Source organism: Alicyclobacillus sendaiensis NBRC 100866 (genome assembly GCF_001552675.1).
In the GTDB taxonomy this organism is placed as follows: domain Bacteria; phylum Bacillota; class Bacilli; order Alicyclobacillales; family Alicyclobacillaceae; genus Alicyclobacillus; species Alicyclobacillus sendaiensis.
Genome location: NZ_BCRQ01000002.1, coordinates 79,139 through 94,888 on the forward strand (window position 1 = coordinate 79,139; position 15,750 = coordinate 94,888).

Below are 15,750 nucleotides of genomic sequence, written 5' to 3' on the forward strand. Positions count from 1 at the left end.
CTGGGGGGACTGCGGCCCGCCTTGCCGGGCGAGGGAAGAGGGGATTGCACTTGATTCGCAGGCGGACGTGGCGATCGCTGCACAGCGTGATCGAACGAGACCGCACGTCTCTCCGCGTGCTCCCGGGCCTGCGCAACGGTGTGGGAATCCTCGTTCCGCTCGTGTGGGGCCTGCAGTCGGGCCACCTCCTGTCGGGCATCGGCGTCGCGGTGGGTGCGCTCGTCGCCGGGTTTGCGGGCAACGCAGGGACGGCGCGGCGCAGGCTGCGCACAATGCTCTTCGCCACGGCGTGGATGAGCGTCACCACGTTCGTGGGCGCTTTGGCGGGACACCGCGCGTGGCTCATCGTCGCCGTGGCTGCGCTCGGCGCATGGCTGGCCGGGATGATGCTCGCCATCAGCCAACCGAGCGGGCAGGTGGGACTCCTCGCCACCAACGCGCTCATCCTCATCTCCACGAGCCCGGAGCCCTTGCCCGGCGCACTCTACCGCGCGTGCCTGGTCGCGTGCGGCGGCTTGTTGCAGATGGCCCTCATGTTGGCGGTCGATCTCGTCCGCCCTCAGAGCGCCGAGGCTCAGTCCGTCTCGAACGTGTATCGGAAGCTCGGCGCGTACGCCGCATCCCCTTCTCGGCAAACCGACCTCGATCTGGCTGCGTCGCTCGTCGAAGCAAGCGATTTCCTTCGCGATTCGCACATGCCGAAACGTCATCGCTTGCGCCTCGTTCGACTCCTTGATGGCGCGGAACAGGTCCGCATGTATGTCGTGGCGCTCGCCGAGATCGCGCGCGACAGGTCGTATGCGCAGGAACTCGGGGACGCGGCCTTCGCACGCGACATCCTGAGGCAGTGCGCCCCCATCTTCTCGGCGCTCGGCGAGCACGTGTGGCTCATCGCGCAGGGAGACAAGCGGGCCCAGCCGCTCATGTACATCCTGGAGCGCGCGTCGTTCGAGCTGTCCGCTATCGCGCAATCGGCGCAGGGGGTGAGCCGGAAGGAAGATACAGCGGCGCACATCGAGGCCGTGGCGCGCTCGCTCATGGCCCTCCGGGACGATCTCGTCCAGTCCGACGCGCGCACCTCCCTGCCTGAGGGCCTCCCATCGCCAGCTTCGAAGATCAAGCAGGCGTGGCAAGCCCTGAAAAGCCATTTGACGTGGGACTCAGCCATCTTCCGCCATGCGGCACGAGTTGCCGTGGCCGTCGGCGTCGGCGAGGCGCTGGCGGTCGCGTCGCCCTGGCCGCACGCGTACTGGGTACCTCTCACGGCGAACATCATTCTTCGTCCGGACTTCACGAGCACGTTCACGCGCGGCATCGCCCGCGTGCTAGGCACTATGGCGGGACTCGTCCTCGCGACCGCGCTCCTCGCAGCCGTGCCGGATCGCACGGGGATCTTTGCGAGCGCATGCATCGTCGTGTTCGGGTCGCTCATGTACATGTGGGTGACCTACAATTACACGCTGTTCAGCTGTGCGCTCACCGCGCTCACGGTGGTGTTGCTGTCCGTGTTTGAGCGGCAAGCGGCGATTCCCACCATGGCGGATCGCATGCTGGCGACTCTCGTAGGCAGCGCGCTCGCCATTGCCATCTACCTGATGTGGCCGACCTGGCAACATCAGCAAGTCAACCGCGCGCTCGCGCAGGCCGTGGAGCGAGAGCGGGACTATTTTCGCGGGGTCCTGGGCGTCTTCGCGGAAGGTGGTAAAGGCTCACCGCGCAGACTGGCGCGAGAGCGCCAGGCGGTGCGCGTGTCGCGGACCAATGCAGCCGCGGCCGTTCGCCAGGTGCTCGCAGAACCGGTGGCGCCGCCGATGAGCGCGCACACGATGGTGGCCATCTTGCTCGGCATGCACCGTTTTTCGGACACGCTCTTGTCCCTCGAGGCGTACACCTGGGAAGGCCGGGCGGCGCGCCCGTTGACACAAGGGGAACAGGCGATTGCCGCGTGGATCGATCGCGCCCTGTCCTCGCTGGCCGAAGAGCTGCGAGGTGGGGCGGGCGAGCTCGCCATCGACCCGTCGGGTAAACTGTGGTGCGAGCGGAGCGTCCTCGTCCACGTCGAGGCGATGGAGATGAACTGGCGCGAGCTGGACGTGATTGCCCGGGCGGTGGTTCGCCTCTACCACGTGATTCAGACGCTGGCGCGCGTGACCCACGAGATGGCCGCGGATGCGCCTCAAGCCGCGTCACCGGAGTGACGCGGTCGCTCGGAACGCTTGGATTCGGTACAATAGGCGCAAGAGACGCGCTCGGGTGTTGAACGGAGGCGCGCTCTCTTTCGTCTATATGCCGGAATTCAGGATTGCTGGGAGGGACAGCGTTGGATCGGAGACCTCAACGGACCAGCCGCGGGCGCGAATCGGGGCGAAAGGAAAAGCCCAGGCGGCGCCGCAGGTGGTTGGGTGTGTTGGTGGCCACCGCGCTGTACGCGTTTGTTTCGTCGTCGCTCTTGGTCTTTCACGGGCCCTTTCCTGCGCTACGCACGTACGTCATCGACACCCTGGACGAGACGCGGCACGGGTATCTGCTGCGCCCGCTGTCGCTTTACACGCTGCCCGAATCGGTCATTTCCAATCACGCCCTGAGCGGCAGCCTTGTGTCGGACACGCTGCCTATCTCGGACATCGTGAGCCGCGACTTCAACAACGCGGACAACTCCATTCATCTGTACACCTATCACGGCAACACGTTTACGGCGTACATCCTCGTCGTGGACAACCCGAAGCGCGTGCGCGTCGCGGTGACGAAATACATCGGCGAGCGCGGCGAGACAGTGCCGCAGCTCGTGCAGGACGCAGGCGCCGTTGCCGGCATCAACGGCGGAGCGTTTGCCGACAACAATCAGCAGGGCACCGGCGCGGTTCCGCTTGGCATCACGATCGTGAACGGGCGAGTGGTGACCGGCGCGGGAAGTTCTACGAAATATCCTGAGATTGGGTTCACGAGCGGCGGCCAGATGATCGCCGGCGATTACTCGCTCGCCGACCTCGAGAAGCTTCACGTGACGCAGGCCCTGAGCTTCGGCCCCGTGCTTGTGTTGAACGGCCAGCCGGTGCAGGTGCCGGATCAGGGGCTCAACCCGCGCACGGCCATCGGTCAGACGGCGGACGGGAAGGTCATTATGGTCGTGACGGACGGGCGAGGGCAGTTCGGCCATCTTGGCGCTTCCATGGCGGACATCACGGCCATCATGCTCCAATACCACGCCGTCATCGCCGCGGATTTGGACGGTGGTTCGTCCACGACCATGGTGTACAACGGCCGGATGGTCAACACGCCGGTTGATCTCACCGGAGCGCGGAGCGTGGCGACCGCGTTCGTCGTCACGCCGAACTGAGGTCGAGGGGAGGCAAGAGGATGATTCAAACGGAACAACAACCCAGAGGCAGGCGAGTGGGGCGCCGTTTTCTCGCGCTCGCAGCGCTGTGCACGGCGTGTGAAGTTCTGTTTTTCGACCATCTCAACCATCTCCTCGTCTCCCAGCAGGCCGCCTCTCAACGCGAGATCCAGGCCGCGTTGCATCGCAGAGCACAGCTCGAGCTTGTGCAACTGAAACGCGAATACCAGGGCGTGACCGTGTCGCCAAACGGCGAATACGCGACCTATGTCACGTCTGACGCAAGTGGATGGGACACCGTACATGTGGTGGAACTCGATACGGGGACGCAGGTGAGCCAAGCGACCGATCTGTACCCGGTGCAGTACGTGGACTGGCTTGGCAACACCGAGGTGTTCGTCGGGGAGGAGAGGTCCCCGGGCAATCTGGAGCTGAACACGTTTTACGTGTCGAACGGGCTTCAGGCGGACGAAACGGCCGCGAGTGTGCCCGTGTTCTCCAATCTGTCTCCAGATGCCAGGATTGTGAAGGTGACGTACAGCACGGCGACCAACGACATCTTCGTGCTCATCGATGCAGGTGGATCGACCGAGGTCTATCATGTGGGCACGATGGAGACCATTCAGCCGGTCACTGTTCCGCCCGGGTATATCAAGAACATCGCGATGACCGAAACCGGAGACAACCTGTACCTGGAAATCAATCAGGGCGGCCAGTGGAACGTCGTTCGCCTCTACCAGACCCCACAGACCAGCAGCTACACGCCGGAATTTGAAATGGATTGGCAGCTGGTGAAATCGAACGCGGCACTGCTTGCCGTGATCGGCAACACGCTCTACTACGGAACGGTCAACGCAAACGGCCTTGTGACCGCCGTGTACCGACAGACCTCCGGCGGCGACGAACTGGTGCGGCAGCTCGTGCAACCGGCGCTCGCCAGTGAGATCGCCATCTCGTCGTCCGGCTCCATTGCGCTCAATCCGCCGGCCATGACGAATGTCGAGGTGTGAAGAGCAGGGCCAGGCGGGGCGGTCCGGCCGCCGGCTGCGATTCGCAACTTGACATAATATCGATTATCGGACGTAGAAGAGGGGTGCGGCACCGTGGCGCTCACGCCGGCGCCACCGCCATGCTCGCAACGATGAGCAGCCCTCCGAGGATCTCCGGACCCGTCATGGGCTCGCCGAGCGTCCACCAGCCGATGGCGGCGGCGAAGACGGGTTCAAGCGCGAACGTGACCGCGGTTTGCGCGGACGACAGGCGCTCCTGAGCCCAATTCTGCGCCCAAAGCGCAAAGGCCGTGCCGAGAAGGCCGTTGACGAGGACGGCCGTACACGTGACAGGCGCCATCCACGCGCGCGCGTCGACGACGGACGCCCATTGTCCGGTGACAAGAGCAGCGGCCCACGCCAACAGCGCCGTGACCCAGACTTCCACCGCGGCGACGGCGAACGCGTCGAGCCCCTTCGCCCACCGGTCCACGGCGGCTATCTGCAGCGCAATGCACCATGCGCACAAGATGGTCTCCGCGACGCCCTCCCATCTCCCGGCGAGTGGCGTGCCGACGCACATGCAAAGAAGTCCGGCTCCCGCCAGTGTCGCGCCCCACCACGTTCGGGCGTCAGGCCGTCGCTTGGTGAGCGCGCTCGTCAATACGGGCACAATCACGACGTTCAAGCCCGTGAGAAACCCGCTGAGCCCCGGCGTGATGGTGCGGAGTCCTTCGGTCTGCAAGAGAAAGCTCGCGCCAAGCGGGATACCGGCCGCCGCGCCGACGGCCCATGTGCGCGCATCCTTCCACGCGGAACTCCGATATCGCGGCAAGAAAGCCAGCGCCAGGGTCGCGAGGGCCGCGGCGGCAAAGCGAAGGGAGAGAAAGGCGTACACCGGCAAGACCACAAGCGCTTCTTTGGTCAGCGTGAACGTGGCGCCCCAGACCAGCGTGACGAAGATGAGCAGTCCGCGGGCCGCCCAGACGCTCGCATCTTGAGAACGAGGCATCCTTCCATCCTTCCTGCGCGGGCAAAGCGCTCGCGCGGCCCAGCAAAGGCCGACGAGAGCGAAGAGATCAGATCTCTTGTTTCTTCCCTGAAATTTCGAGAGACCTCGGTGGCCTACGCCTGCCGATGCCCTTCCCTATCTGGCTCCTTCACCACGAGCTCGAGAATGCGCTGCGCCGTTTCTTCGATGGCTCGGTCCGTGACGTCGATCAGGGGACAGCCGAGATCGCGCACAATCGATTCGGCGTACAGGAGCTCCTCCTCAATGCGCTTCCGGTCCGCGTATTGCGCGAGGACGGGCAGGCCCATGTGCTTGAGGCGCTGACTGCGGATGCGCATCATCTGGTCGACGCCCATGGTGAGGCCCACAATGCGCGATCGCGGCACCTGGTACAACTCCGCGGGAGGCTTGACTTCGGGCACGAGCGGCAGGTTGGCCACGCGCAGGCCCTTGTGAGCGAGGAAGATGCTCACCGGCGTCTTGGACGTCCTAGACACGCCGATGAGGACGACGTCAGCCTGCAAGAGCGCCCGAGGGTCCCGGCCGTCGTCCGCCTTGACCGCGAACTCGATGGCGTCTACACGCCGGAAGTAATCCTCGTTCAAGACGTGAAGAAGCCCGGGCTTCTGCTTGGGGTGGTCGTGAAACGTGTCGATGAAGGCCTGCATCATCGGGCCCATGATGTCGACGACGCGCACGCCGAGCCGGATGCTCTCCAATTTCATCATCTCTCGCAACTCGGGCTGCACCAGGGTGTACGCGATGAAGCCGCCGGTCTGCTTCGCCGCTTCCACGACTTCGCGGATCTCGTCCTCCGTGCGCACCTGCGCGTAGCGGACGATCTGGACACGCCGCATATCGAACTGATGGATCACGGCGTGAACCACGGCCTCGGCAGTGTCTCCCAGCGAATCCGAACAGATGTAGATGGTGCGCGTGTCCTGCACGTTCGATTCGGTCATCGCCAGTTGGTCCCCCATTCTGCCACCAGGCGTGCCAGCGTCGTCTTGGTGATCCGTCCGACCACAATCGGCGGCTTGCCATCCTCGCTCGACGACTGGACAACGGGCAGGCTGTCGACTTTGTACTCGATCATCCGCTTCGCCGCCTCAATGACCAGGTCGTCCGGCGTCACCGTCTCGATGTGCGGATACCGGGTCATGATCATGCCCACGGGAAGCGAAGTTGCGCTGGCATTTCCAAGGGTAAATTTGAGAAAATCCTTTCGCGAGACCACGCCCTGCAGCCGCCCCTCTTCGTCCGCGACGATGAGCCCCCCCACGTCCTCCAGAAACATCGTGATGACGGCGTCGTGGACCGTCGTCGTCTCGCGGACGATCACCGGGATGGATTGCACCTCACCCACGCGCAGATCTCGCCACGGGGCGGGTGCGACCGGCTCCGCCCGCTCCGCGAGAAAATACCCCACCCGCGGTTTGGCGTGAAGATGCCCCAGCATGACGAGCAGAGACAGATCCGCGCGAATCGTGGGCCGGCTGACGCCGAGCATTTCCGCGATCTGATCGCCAGTTATGGGCTCGTGTGCCTGCACCAGGCGTAAGATTTCCTTCTGACGAGGTGTGAGTTCGATGGGCCTCTCCCCCAGCAAGAGGCGGCCAGGCGGGTGTTCGACCGCCTGGCCGCGAATCGGATCGCGTGCGTCTCTATTGTACATCAACATCCGCATCTCATCTTGTCTCCATTTGTCCCCCTGGGTGGCTGCGTCATCAACCCGTCAAGCGTTTGCGCACGGCCGCCTGCGCTGCGGCAATTCGCGCGACCGGAATGCGGAACGGAGAGCAACTGACGTAGTCGAGCCCGATGTCCTCGCAGAACGCGATTGAAGCCGGATCGCCCCCGTGTTCGCCGCACACGCCGGCCTTCAAATCAGGACGGCGCTTGCGCCCCGCCTCGACCGCCCATTGAATCAGCTTGCCGACGCCCTCCGTATCCAGCGTCTCGAACGGATTGTACGGCAAGATCTCTCGATCCAGGTATACGCTGAGGAATTTCCCCTCGGCGTCGTCTCGGCTGAAGGCAAACGTCATCTGCGTCAGGTCGTTCGTGCCGAAGGAGAAGAACTGCGCATCCTCCGCAATTTGGTCCGCCGTGAGCGCGGCGCGCGGCACCTCGATCATCGTCCCAATGCGGTATTCGATCTCGACGCCCTCGCGCTCCATCGTCCGCTTGGCGATCTCCTCCATGCGCTCGCGTAAGACGCGAAGTTCCTTCGGCGAGCCGATGAGCGGTAACATCACTTCCAGCCCGACAGAGATGCCCCGGCGCTTCGCCTGCGCCGCCGCCGTGATAATGGCCTCCATCTGCATGTCGTAGATCTCGGGGTACACGATGCCCAACCGAGAACCGCGGAGCCCCATCATCGGATTGGCCTCGCGCAGATACCGAGCTTGCCGGAGCAACTGTTCCGTCTCGGCGATCTCGTCCTCGGGCGCGCCCTGTGCTCGGAGCGCCTGGAGCCTCTCGGCCAACTCTTCCTCGCGAGGCAAAAACTCGTGCAGCGGAGGATCCAGCAGGCGTATGGTCACCGGGAGACCGTCCATCGCTTCGAAGATCGCCGTGAAATCCGAGACCTGAAGCGGCAGCAGCTTGGACAGGGCCGCCTGCCGCTCGGCCGACGTCGTCGCCAAAATCATGCGCTGGACGAGCGGCACGCGATCCGGCGACAGGAACATGTGCTCCGTGCGGCACAGGCCGATGCCTTCAGCGCCGAACTCTCTCGCGCGTCGCGCGTCCTCTGGCGTGTCCGCGTTGGCCCGGACCCTGAGGCGCCGCACCTCGTCCGCGATGGACAAGAGCTCTTTCAGCTCGTCCGCCATTTTCGCTTCTTCCATCTGCGCCTCTCCGACGTACACCGTCCCGGTTCCGCCGTCGACCGAGATGACGTCCCCTTCCTTCAGCACCATGCCGTTGGATTCCACCTGACGCGCCTCGAAGTCGATGTGCACCCCGTCACAGCCGCAGACCGCCGGCTTGCCAATCCCGCGCGCCACAACCGCGGCGTGGCTCGTCATGCCCCCGTGGGTCGTCACAACGCCTTCCGCCGCCAGCACGCCGTGGATGTCCTCGGGGGTCGTCTCAGGCCGCACGAGGACGACCTTTTCGCCGCGCTGCGCCCACTCGACCGCCGTGTCTGCATCCAGCACAATGCGCCCCACGCTCGCGCCTGGCGATGCCGGAAGCCCTTTCGCGAACACCGGCAGCGCATCCGTTCCCTGCAGCCTGCGGTGCAAAAGCTGGCGCAGATGCTGAGCATCCACCCTGAGGAGCGCCTCTTCAGGCTGAATCAGGCCCTCGTGCAGCATGTCGATGGCGATGCGGACGGCGGCCTGCGCCGTGCGCTTCCCGCTTCGCGTCTGAAGCACGAACAACTTGCCCCGCTCCACGGTGAATTCGACGTCCTGCATGTCCCGGAAGCGCGTCTCCAGTTGCTTCGCGAGCGCCACGAGCGACTCGTACACGTGTGGCATGGTGTAGGCGAGATCGGCGATAGGTTGGGGCGTGCGAATGCCCGCGACGACATCCTCGCCCTGGGCATTCGACAAGAACTCGCCGAACAACACGGGTTCGCCCGTCGACGGATGGCGCGTAAAAATGACGCCGGTGCCGCTGTCGTCGCCCATATTGCCAAACACCATGGCCTGCACATTCACCGCTGTGCCGAGCGTCTCCGGAATGCCGTGGGCCTTCCGATACACAATTGCGCGCGGGCTGTTCCAGGAGCGGAACACGGCCTCGATGGCGAGTTCCAATTGCACATTCACATCCTGCGGGAACGGCTGTCCGACGTGCTCTGCAAAGAGCTTCAGATACGTCGCGACAAGGTCTTTCCACGCGTCGGGCGGCAAGTCGCGGTCTCGCTCCACGCCGTGCTTCGCCTTCGCCGCCCTGAGCGCGTGCTCAAAGGGCTCCAGCGACACGTTGAACACGACGTTCGCAAACATCTGAATCAGGCGGCGATAGGAGTCGTAGGCAAACGCGGGATCCTGCGACTGGTTCGCCAACGCTCGAACCGTCAGGTCATTGAGACCGAGGTTCAAAATGGTATCCATCATGCCCGGCATCGATACGGGCGCGCCCGACCGCACGGAGACCAAAAGCGGCTGAAACGCGTCACCGAACCGCTTTCCGGCCGTGCGCTCGAGCCGCAGGATGGCGAGCGCCACCTCGTCCATCAGCCCTTCGGGGAACTTGCCACCTCGCGCCCAGTATTCGTTGCAAGCCTCTGTGGTGATGGTGAAACCGGGAGGTACGGGAAACCCCCACTGCACCATCTGCGCCAGGTTGGCGCCCTTTCCACCCAGAAGGTTGCGGTTTTTCGGATCCGCTTGATCGAAGGAGTAAACCCAACGGGTCGTGAGCGCCTGATCGCGCTGTACATCCTTCACCTGCGCCATCTTGCATCCCCCTTGTCGCGCCCTGCGTGTCGCCCGTCCGGCAAAGCGCTTGCATCTGCGTCGCCATACGCTTGCCGCGAGCTCAGCATGTGATACATCACAATTCACGCTTCCTGTACTTCGTTCATACCATAGAACCAATTGTGACGCAACAATTTTCGTGAATGCATTGACGAAAGCAGGATTGTGATGTCATAATTCCGTTGAAGGTGAGTCTGCGCGCCCCAATCGACACAGGTCGCCGCGCGCGAACACCGCGCGATGAAAGGCCATCGCAGCCTACCGAGTTACGAAGGAGGGATCGCCGATGGATCGAGAGCTTGCTCTCGAACTCGTTCGCGTCACGGAAGCCGCCGCGCTCGCTGCGAGCAGGTGGGTCGGCCGAGGTGATGCGGACGGCGCGGACGGCGCTGCCACGGAAGCGATGCGCAACATGTTCCGCACCGTGAACATCCGCGGCGTGGTGGTCATTGGCGAAGGCGAGATGGACGAAGCGCCCATGCTCGCGCAGGGAGAAGAGGTCGGGACAGGACGCGGGCCGCGCGTGGACGTGGCTGTGGATCCCATCGAAGGCACGTCCATGGTCGCCAAGATGCTTCCGAACGCCCTTTCGGTCGCGGCCATCGCCCCACGAGGACATTTGTTGAAGGCCCCGGACATGTACATGGAGAAGCTCGCGTGCGGCCCTCGGCTGCGCGGCATCCTGTCCCTCGACGATCCGCTGGAGACCACCCTGCGGAAGGCCGCCGAAGCGCTCGGCAAACCTCTGTCGGAGTTGTCCGTGGCCATGCTCGAGCGCGATCGCCACAAAGCGCATCTCGAGGTGGCCCGGCGCTTGGGTGTGCGGATTAAACTGCTGAACGCGGGCGACGTGCTGGGCGCCATCGCCACGGCCCTGCCTCGCGGCGGCACCGATCTGTACATCGGCTCGGGTGGCGCGCCGGAAGGCGTCCTCGCGGCGGTCGCCCTTCGCTGCCTGGGCGGCGACTTCCAGGGCCGATTGATGCCGCAGACTCCCGAGCAGCGCGAGCGCTGCCAGCAACTCGGCCTCGACGTCGCCAAGACCCTGACGCTCGCCGATCTCGCCGGGGATGACGACGCCATCTTCGCGGCGACAGGCATCACTGACGGGGATTGGCTCGAGGGCGTGCGTCGCGAAGGCGACTACCTGCACACGCACTCGGTCGTGATGCGGGTGCGCACGGGCACGGTCCGCCACGTCAATGCCACGCATTATCGGCCGCTCGAGCTGCGGCTCGCGCAGACGGTGTGACCTGTCCGAGGTCCGTGTTGATGCTTCATCCTCTCCACACGTTCCCAACTTGAAAGGCCGCCACACGGCGGCCTATTTTCTTTGCTTGAATCCATGAGAGAGCATCGTGGGAGGCCGCCGAGAGCCTCCCTCCGAGCGCGTGCGCGCTTCAAATCCCATGGGCGCGCGCGAGCATTTGGAGCCATTGGCGAACGTCCTTGGGCGGGTCGTTCAACGAGGCGCGAACCGCCGCGGCGTGCTGCAAGCGGCGATATCCCCCTTCCGCGACGAGCGGCGCCATGCCGAGCGAGCGCAGCGTGTCGACGACCTCGCCGAGCTCGTGCGCCCGCCGCTCGGCGTGCGCGAGATTCCGCTCGACAAGGTACCAGGCCAAGTCGCGCAGGTGGTGTTCGGGGAACGAGGCGTCGAGCGAATCGAGGACGCGATCGGCCACCCCAAGGCTCTCGGCCGCAGCCAGCGCCTCCAAGAACAGCGCCTCCAGGCCCTTCAGCACCGCCGAGCGGCACATCTTGAGCAAGGCTGCGCCTCCCACCTCGCCATCCAACACCTCGATGCGGCAGCCGTATGGCGCGAGCGCTTCTTGCAACGCGCGCGCGCCGTCCCCGTCGACGACCAGCGGCACGCGGTGCCCGTGCGGTTTGACGGCGGACATCACGGCGACGGCCGCGTAGCGAGCAGCCGGTTGCGCGGACTTGATGACGTCTCCGACCTCGCGCTTCACCGCCGGTGAACACGAGTTGAAGTCCGCATAGAGGGCGCCCGGCCGCAGGTGGGAAGCGGCCGCCTTGGCGACATCCACCGCCACGCCCGCCGTCACGAGGGAGCACACGATGTCGGACTGACGCACGAGTTCGTCGAGCGATGTGGCCCATTCGACGCCCGCATCGCGCGCTTTCGCCTTCATCGCATCGCCTTGCACCGCGTCATAGGCGGCCATCGAGCTCCATCCCGCCTGCTTGAGCCCTCGCGCGATGGCGCTCGCGGCTTCGCCGAAACCGATCAAACCAAGCCTCATGGCGCTTCTCACCCTATTTCTCCGGGATCAAATCCAGGTCACACCGAGATCGCTCAACTTCTCGCGGAGGCCGTAGATGTCAAGCCCGAGCTCGCCGGCGGCGAGGCGAGCCCGCGTAGCCTCCTCCCTTTCCACGCGCGCGTCGGCGCGGCTTGCCACCTCGGCCGCGCGCTCCCTCGGCACACAGACGACGCCGTCCGCGTCGGCGACGATGACGTCCCCGGGGCGAACCGCGACGCCGGCACACACCACGGGCACGTTGACGCAGCCCGGCGTGGCCTTGACCGTGCCCTGGGCCGAGACCGCCCGAGACCAGACGGGAAAGCGCATGTTTTCGAGCTCCGCGACGTCCCGCACGCCAGCTTCGATGACGAGCCCCGCCACGCCGCGCGCTTTGAGCGAAGTGGCGAGGAGCTCACCGAACATGCCATCGGTCGAAGGCGAGGTGGTGGTGACCACCAGCACATCGCCGGGCTGGCAGACCTCGACGCTGGCGTGGATCATCAGGTTGTCTCCCGGGTGGCAGAGAACGGTCACCGCCGTGCCGAACGCTTTCGCGCCGCGGTAGATGGGCCGCATGTACGGCAGCATGAGCCCCTCCCGCCCCATGGCTTCGTGCAGCGTGGCCACGGCGTGGCGCCCAAGGTGTTCAACAAGCGAGCGATCCGGCCGCTCCACGTGCGTGACAATGACCGGCTTCACACGAACTCACCTCCGACCGAGGGAAACACCCGTTGATATGCCTCGGCGTACACGATAGGCTGTCCGGAGTTTCGTCCCGCCTGAACGCCGCGGCGTTTCGCCACATCGGTGTAGTACGCCCACAGGTGTTCCTGAGCCTGCATGCACTCCATGGCCTGCCGCTTCTTGTCGAAGACGGGCGTGATGTCGAGCAACAGATCGATCCGGAACTGGCATTGCTCCGGCTGGTGAGGCTCGAAAGCGTACAGTTGTGGAGCGCCGATGGGTGGATCGTCCGACGGATATCCGTGCGCCTGCGCGAGGATCCTTGCCTCGCGGACGAGTTCCGCGGTGCGCGGGTGATCGGCGTTGTACGGATCGACGAACGTGTGCGACAAGAGGATGTCGGGGCGATGCTTGCGAATCTCTTGCACCAGCTCGTCCCGCAGTTGCGGCGTCACGTCGATGGGATAGTCTCCGACGTCGAAGAAGCGGATTTCGGCGCCCAGGATCTCCGCTGCGCGCTCCGCCTCTTCCCGGCGAATGCGTTTGATTTCTTCGAGCGTCTTGCCCGCCTTCCACAGGCTTTGCGACTCCCCGCGCTCTCCATAGGTCAAGCACAGCACGCGCACCTTCCAACCGCGGCTGCTGTACAATGCAATGGCACCGCCGGCGCGCCACACGAAGTCAGCCGCATGAGCGCTTACGACCATCAGCGTTCCCTTTGTCTGCATCGTATTCCCTCTTCTCCTTATGACCAGCGTTTTTCGCGACGTTCGCCGACGAACCTCTCATACTTGGTAGCCAAGCAGCTTGCGCGGGTTGTCCACCCACATCGTCCGCACCGCTTCCGGAGAGATGCCGGCATCGAGCAGGCGCGACGTGAAATCCACAATCCCGTCCACAATGCTCGGATTCGATTTCTGCCCCAAATCCGTCGATAGAAGGGTGCGCTCTGGGCCCACCGCGCGGATGGCCTCGAACAGCGCGTCCCAGTCGCATTTCCCTGTGGCAAACGTGGTGTAACAGTGCTCGATGTACGCCCCCGCCTCGGCGAGCTGAACCTGGTCTTCAATGGACAGCGCTTCGGACGGAAACAGGGCGTGCGTGACGATGATCTTCTGCACACCGAGTTCGCGAGCCCGCCTCACCACGGCGAAGATTTCGTCGCGCGCGAGGTGTCCCGTGGCGAGTGCCATGTCGTAGTGGCGAATGCGGTCGAGGCATTGGTCGAGATCGCGGCGAAAGCGACCCTCGGCGTCCCAAACCGAGATGAGAGCGAGCCCGATGCCCGAAGCGCGCACCTCTGCCTGGATGCGCGCCCAAAACGGCAGATGCGATTGTCCGCGGGCCGCCTGCTTCTCGGGGCTTTCGTTGGCTGCGTCGACGGTGGGCAGCCATACGATGCGCGCTCCCGCGCGCCCGGCGATGTCCACCGCGACGGGGTTCAAGCCGCCCACGGCGTGATTCAACACCACGGCGCCCACCACATCGACGCCCGGCACTGCGCTCGACACCACTTTGGCGCGCTCCACCGTGGGAAAGTAGTGGGACTTGAGCGCAAAGCCCGACCAGCCGAGATCCCGGAATTGACGAGCGAGCGTCACGTCGTCGATGCTTCGTTCGACAAGGTCCGGCCATACGTGCACGTGCAGATCGTACAGGCCGCTGAGGAGCGAGACGATGTCCTCCCGTTGTGTCATTCGTTCGCGTCCCTTCTCTCGAATGGCATTCATGATTGTCCTACAAAATAGTCGACAACGATGGGCGCAACCGCGCGAGGCCCAGCCCTCGCATCAAAATCCCTGGCGCATGCCGCGGAGCGTGTCGCACACGTGGCTGAGATGAACGCGCATGGCGTGTTCGGCCGCGTCGGGATCGCGCCGGCGAATTGCGTCCACAATGCGCTCATGCTCTTCCATGGATGCGGCTGACCGGTTCGGCGCCAGGATGGTGCGGTACTGGTATCGAACGCTTTGCGAATTCAGCGTGTCAAGCAATCGCCTGGCGGTCTGGTGGCGAGAGATGTCGGCGATGGTGCGATGGAGTTTCGCGTTGCCGTCGGAATAGGAAAGCAGGTCGTTCCCCTCGTACTGGTGCCGCATCCAGGAGAGAATATCCTCCAGCCGCTGCACGTCTTCATCCGTCGCCCGGAGCGCCGCGTACCGCGCAATGACGCATTCAAGTGCCATGCGCACCTCGAGAATTTCCACCGCCTCCTCGTGCGAGACGTGGCGAACGCGGGCGCCGCGGTACCGCTCCCGTTCCACCAGGCCATCCTGTTCCAGGCGAGCGAGGACGGTGCGAATCGTGGCTCGACTCGCGCCCAGCCAGCGCGCGAGATCCATTTCCACAAGCCGCTGAGACGGCATGAGCGTGCCGTCGATGATGGCGTCGCGCAGGCGCCTGTAACACTCGTCTTCGGTGTAACCCTGACTTGAGACTTCCACGTGGGCACCGCCTCCGGTCGACTTGTCATCTGGAACAGTTATACCACAGGCGTGCCGTAGTGGTGAAAGCTTTCCACCGTCTTGTTGCCCCACGCTTGGCCGCGAGCGCGCTCGGCTTCCGTCCAGGTGATGGGCCGCCAATCCGGTGCGAGCACGAGGTAGCCGCCCGCGCACAGCTCGACGCGATTGCCGCCGGGCTCGTAGACGTACACGAAGTAGGTCTGGTTGATGGCGTGCTTGCTGGGCGCAAATTCGATGAACACGCCGTGATCGACAAACAGGTCCGCAGCCCGCCAAATGCTCTCGTTCGTGTCGACGCGAAAGGCGATGTGGTGCAGTCGTCCCCGAGCGCCTGTCGCATCCAGGGTGTACACGACGTCGTAGGATTTGTTCATGGCGCGGTACCAGACGCCTGGCCGCTTGCCGTTGTCCAAACGGATCTGTTCCGTGAGCTTGAGCCCGAGGACCGACTCCACGAAATCGCCGTCGCGCTCGGCGTCCGACGACAAAAAGTTGATGTGATCGAGCGTCTTGACGCCCACGCCGCGCCCCGTCAACTTCTGCGGCTGATTTTTCAG

The 15,750-nt window shown here is 64.5% G+C and carries 14 protein-coding genes; 4 read left to right on the forward strand and 10 right to left on the reverse strand.

From position 1 onward, the window contains the following. Window positions 1-50: 50 nt before the first annotated feature. The 3 genes from AS26_RS00960 (at window position 51) to AS26_RS00970 (ending at window position 4,347) form a co-directional block, all read left to right on the forward strand. Entirely contained in the window at window positions 51-2,198 is a 2,148-nt protein-coding gene (locus AS26_RS00960) for an FUSC family protein (protein ID WP_062305389.1), read from the forward strand. Window positions 2,199-2,320: 122 nt separating this feature from the next. Next, a complete protein-coding gene (locus AS26_RS00965; protein WP_062305391.1) occupies window positions 2,321-3,337 on the forward strand; it encodes a phosphodiester glycosidase family protein in 1,017 nt (338 codons plus the stop codon). A gap of 20 nt (window positions 3,338-3,357) precedes the next feature. After that, window positions 3,358-4,347 carry a hypothetical protein gene (locus AS26_RS00970; RefSeq protein WP_062305393.1) on the forward strand — a complete coding sequence of 330 codons (990 nt, stop codon included), beginning with the start codon at window positions 3,358-3,360 and terminating at the stop codon, window positions 4,345-4,347. A gap of 100 nt (window positions 4,348-4,447) precedes the next feature. Here AS26_RS00970 and AS26_RS00975 read toward each other — a convergent pair whose 3' ends face one another. The 4 genes from AS26_RS00975 to ppdK all read right to left on the reverse strand — a co-directional run bounded on the left by AS26_RS00975 (window position 4,448) and on the right by ppdK (window position 9,753). Continuing rightward, window positions 4,448-5,338 carry a DMT family transporter gene (locus tag AS26_RS00975; protein WP_062305394.1) on the reverse strand — a complete coding sequence of 297 codons (891 nt, stop codon included), beginning with the start codon at window positions 5,336-5,338 and terminating at the stop codon, window positions 4,448-4,450. Between the two features lie 113 nt (window positions 5,339-5,451). After that, a complete protein-coding gene (locus tag AS26_RS00980) occupies window positions 5,452-6,318 on the reverse strand; it encodes a pyruvate, water dikinase regulatory protein (protein WP_062305396.1) in 867 nt (288 codons plus the stop codon). Beyond that, window positions 6,297-7,025, reverse strand: coding sequence for a helix-turn-helix transcriptional regulator (locus AS26_RS00985; protein ID WP_245629535.1), 729 nt, complete (start codon window positions 7,023-7,025; stop codon window positions 6,297-6,299). Before AS26_RS00985 ends, AS26_RS00980 begins: the two co-directional genes overlap by 22 nt. A gap of 40 nt (window positions 7,026-7,065) precedes the next feature. Next, entirely contained in the window at window positions 7,066-9,753 is a 2,688-nt protein-coding gene (gene ppdK, locus AS26_RS00990; protein ID WP_062305397.1) for a pyruvate, phosphate dikinase, read from the reverse strand. Window positions 9,754-10,060: 307 nt separating this feature from the next. Here ppdK and glpX point away from each other — a divergent pair, with 307 nt between their 5' ends. Next, entirely contained in the window at window positions 10,061-11,026 is a 966-nt protein-coding gene (gene glpX, locus AS26_RS00995; RefSeq protein WP_062305399.1) for a class II fructose-bisphosphatase, read from the forward strand. A gap of 148 nt (window positions 11,027-11,174) precedes the next feature. On the opposite strand, the gene AS26_RS01000 is transcribed toward glpX, so the two are convergent. The 6 genes from AS26_RS01000 to AS26_RS01025 form a co-directional block, all read right to left on the reverse strand. After that, complete coding sequence (locus AS26_RS01000) at window positions 11,175-12,041, reverse strand: NAD(P)-dependent oxidoreductase (RefSeq protein WP_062305400.1); 867 nt, start codon at window positions 12,039-12,041, stop codon at window positions 11,175-11,177. A gap of 27 nt (window positions 12,042-12,068) precedes the next feature. Further along, window positions 12,069-12,743, reverse strand: a complete 675-nt coding sequence (locus AS26_RS01005; protein WP_062305402.1) for a 4-carboxy-4-hydroxy-2-oxoadipate aldolase/oxaloacetate decarboxylase — start codon at window positions 12,741-12,743, stop codon at window positions 12,069-12,071. Then, complete coding sequence (locus AS26_RS01010) at window positions 12,740-13,456, reverse strand: PIG-L deacetylase family protein (protein ID WP_062305403.1); 717 nt, start codon at window positions 13,454-13,456, stop codon at window positions 12,740-12,742. The genes AS26_RS01005 and AS26_RS01010 overlap by 4 nt, the downstream gene beginning before the upstream one ends. A 57-nt stretch (window positions 13,457-13,513) precedes the next feature. Then, the gene (locus AS26_RS01015) at window positions 13,514-14,425 is read right to left on the reverse strand and encodes a DUF6282 family protein (protein WP_062305405.1); all 912 of its coding nucleotides are present in this window, start codon (window positions 14,423-14,425) and stop codon (window positions 13,514-13,516) included. Window positions 14,426-14,518: 93 nt separating this feature from the next. Then, entirely contained in the window at window positions 14,519-15,172 is a 654-nt protein-coding gene (locus AS26_RS01020; protein ID WP_062305406.1) for a GntR family transcriptional regulator, read from the reverse strand. 38 nt (window positions 15,173-15,210) lie between these two features. Continuing rightward, a partial coding sequence (locus AS26_RS01025) for a VOC family protein (RefSeq protein WP_062305408.1) occupies window positions 15,211-15,750 on the reverse strand: 540 nt, incomplete at its 5' end.

Coding starts and splice junctions, on each gene's coding strand:
- AS26_RS00970 (WP_062305393.1), top strand. CDS start 3,358: ATGATTCAAACGGAACAACAACCCAGAGGCAGGCGAGTGGGGCGCCGT.
- AS26_RS00975 (WP_062305394.1), bottom strand. CDS start 5,338: ATGCCTCGTTCTCAAGATGCGAGCGTCTGGGCGGCCCGCGGACTGCTC.
- AS26_RS00980 (WP_062305396.1), bottom strand. CDS start 6,318: ATGGGGGACCAACTGGCGATGACCGAATCGAACGTGCAGGACACGCGC.
- AS26_RS00985 (WP_245629535.1), bottom strand. CDS start 7,025: ATGCGGATGTTGATGTACAATAGAGACGCACGCGATCCGATTCGCGGC.
- ppdK (WP_062305397.1), bottom strand. CDS start 9,753: ATGGCGCAGGTGAAGGATGTACAGCGCGATCAGGCGCTCACGACCCGT.
- glpX (WP_062305399.1), top strand. CDS start 10,061: ATGGATCGAGAGCTTGCTCTCGAACTCGTTCGCGTCACGGAAGCCGCC.
- AS26_RS01000 (WP_062305400.1), bottom strand. CDS start 12,041: ATGAGGCTTGGTTTGATCGGTTTCGGCGAAGCCGCGAGCGCCATCGCG.
- AS26_RS01010 (WP_062305403.1), bottom strand. CDS start 13,456: ATGCAGACAAAGGGAACGCTGATGGTCGTAAGCGCTCATGCGGCTGAC.
- AS26_RS01015 (WP_062305405.1), bottom strand. CDS start 14,425: ATGACACAACGGGAGGACATCGTCTCGCTCCTCAGCGGCCTGTACGAT.